1 protein-coding gene is annotated in these 1446 nt (G+C 51.9%); it reads left to right on the top strand.

All coding sequences use genetic code 11. The features are described 5' to 3' along the window. The first annotated feature begins 688 nt into the window (after nucleotides 1-688). Nucleotides 689-1324, top strand: coding sequence for a hypothetical protein (locus B0E51_RS00010; RefSeq protein WP_143525735.1), 636 nt, complete (start codon nucleotides 689-691; stop codon nucleotides 1322-1324). Nucleotides 1325-1446: the final 122 nt, after the last annotated feature.

Genomic DNA, 1446 nt, shown 5'->3' with positions numbered 1-1446 from the left:
ACGCGATCTTCGCCAAGTCCACACCCAGGGTTATAGTGCTCATGGAGACTTCCTCTTCTGCTGACGGTTGTGTCGCAACACCATCATGGCCCTCGAGGCCGTAAGGGGAGGAAGTCTCTTTTTACTCCGTTCAAGGCGGACGGCTTCGCCGCCGCTTAACTCAAGCGTTAGAACTCATGAGCCACACGCACTCAGATCCATACCGTCCTCCAGCTTGGCGACTGGCTCTGTTTAGCGGAGCTAACCCCTGTCCTGTGTGCGGTCACGCCATCGAAGTCTCTCGTGCGTATCGCAACTTGGTAGGCCTCGCTGGCTTGCTTGGTCTAGGGTTTTCGGTCGCATACATGAAGCGTTTGCGTTCGTACTGGCCAGTTTGTGTCGCACTTTGCCTTGTCTTACTTTCCCAGTACCTCGTGGCTCGATTTGCACCCTTGGCTACCGTGTCGCAACGAGAGCAGGTCCATCGCAAGTGGGCAGGCATAGGTTTCTTGGTTTTGCTGCTGGCACTATTCGCACTAAGTTACTTCTCGGGTAAGTTCTAACTTCTCGTTCAAGGCGGACGGCTTCGCCGCCGCTTAACTCAAGCGTTAGGTTCCACATGCACGATTCGGCCTACCAAGTATTTTGCCAAATTCATGAAAGTCCCGGTATGGCGTATTTGAACCGCTGCAAGGGACGATCCTTTAGCTTGAACATTTTCGAAGGAAATCTCAAAGAACTCAAAGATTGCTGCAATCTGATCGAGATGCCAGAAAACGGCCAACGCCTGATGTCGCACAAGCATCGTGATGCGGGCATTCAGGTGCATAGAGAGTCGATGCGGCTCTTTCACAACTTCCTCGCATCTGCCAAAAGCTTGATTGATCACACTCGCGTATTCGTCGAGGACACGTACGCAGATACTGCTATCCACGCCCTGTACAACGAGCACGTGGCGACAACCTTCGCCACAGATCGCTTGTCGAAGTTCGTTAACGATCTGCGAAACTATATGGTTCACAAGGGCCTTCCCGGGTGCCAAATGTCAATCGGCATGAAAAATATTGGTCCGGACGGTCAGTGCGTTATAGAGTCCACGGTATCCCTCACCAAAGTTGATCTCTCAACTTGGGACCGTTGGCATCGGCTAAGTCGCGAATATTTAGAAAGCTCTCCAAGTCACATCAAGCTTTCATCCATCGCAGCTACCTATGGGGACAAGGTTCTGTCGTTCTATTCATGGTTTGACGCAACACTCGATGACTTCCACTCGAAAGATCTAAGCGAGCTTAAAAAGCTTCAAATGCAACATGCAGCGCTCGAGGCATCTGGCGGTGAAACCTAACAATTCCGTAAGAGACTTCCGATCAATACCGGGCGCTTGATGCTCTTGCCCTGAGCTTTCGGACCGATGCTGGTCATCATGTTGTCCTCTTCGCTGCGTCGTGCGTGTCAGTACTGTGCGGA

It is taken from the genome of Rhodanobacter sp. C05, assembly GCF_002001165.1.
In the GTDB taxonomy this organism is placed as follows: Bacteria; Pseudomonadota; Gammaproteobacteria; order Xanthomonadales; family Rhodanobacteraceae; genus Rhodanobacter.
The sequence above is the reverse complement of the archived record's forward strand: the minus strand, read 5'-3'. Positions and strand labels throughout refer to the sequence as shown.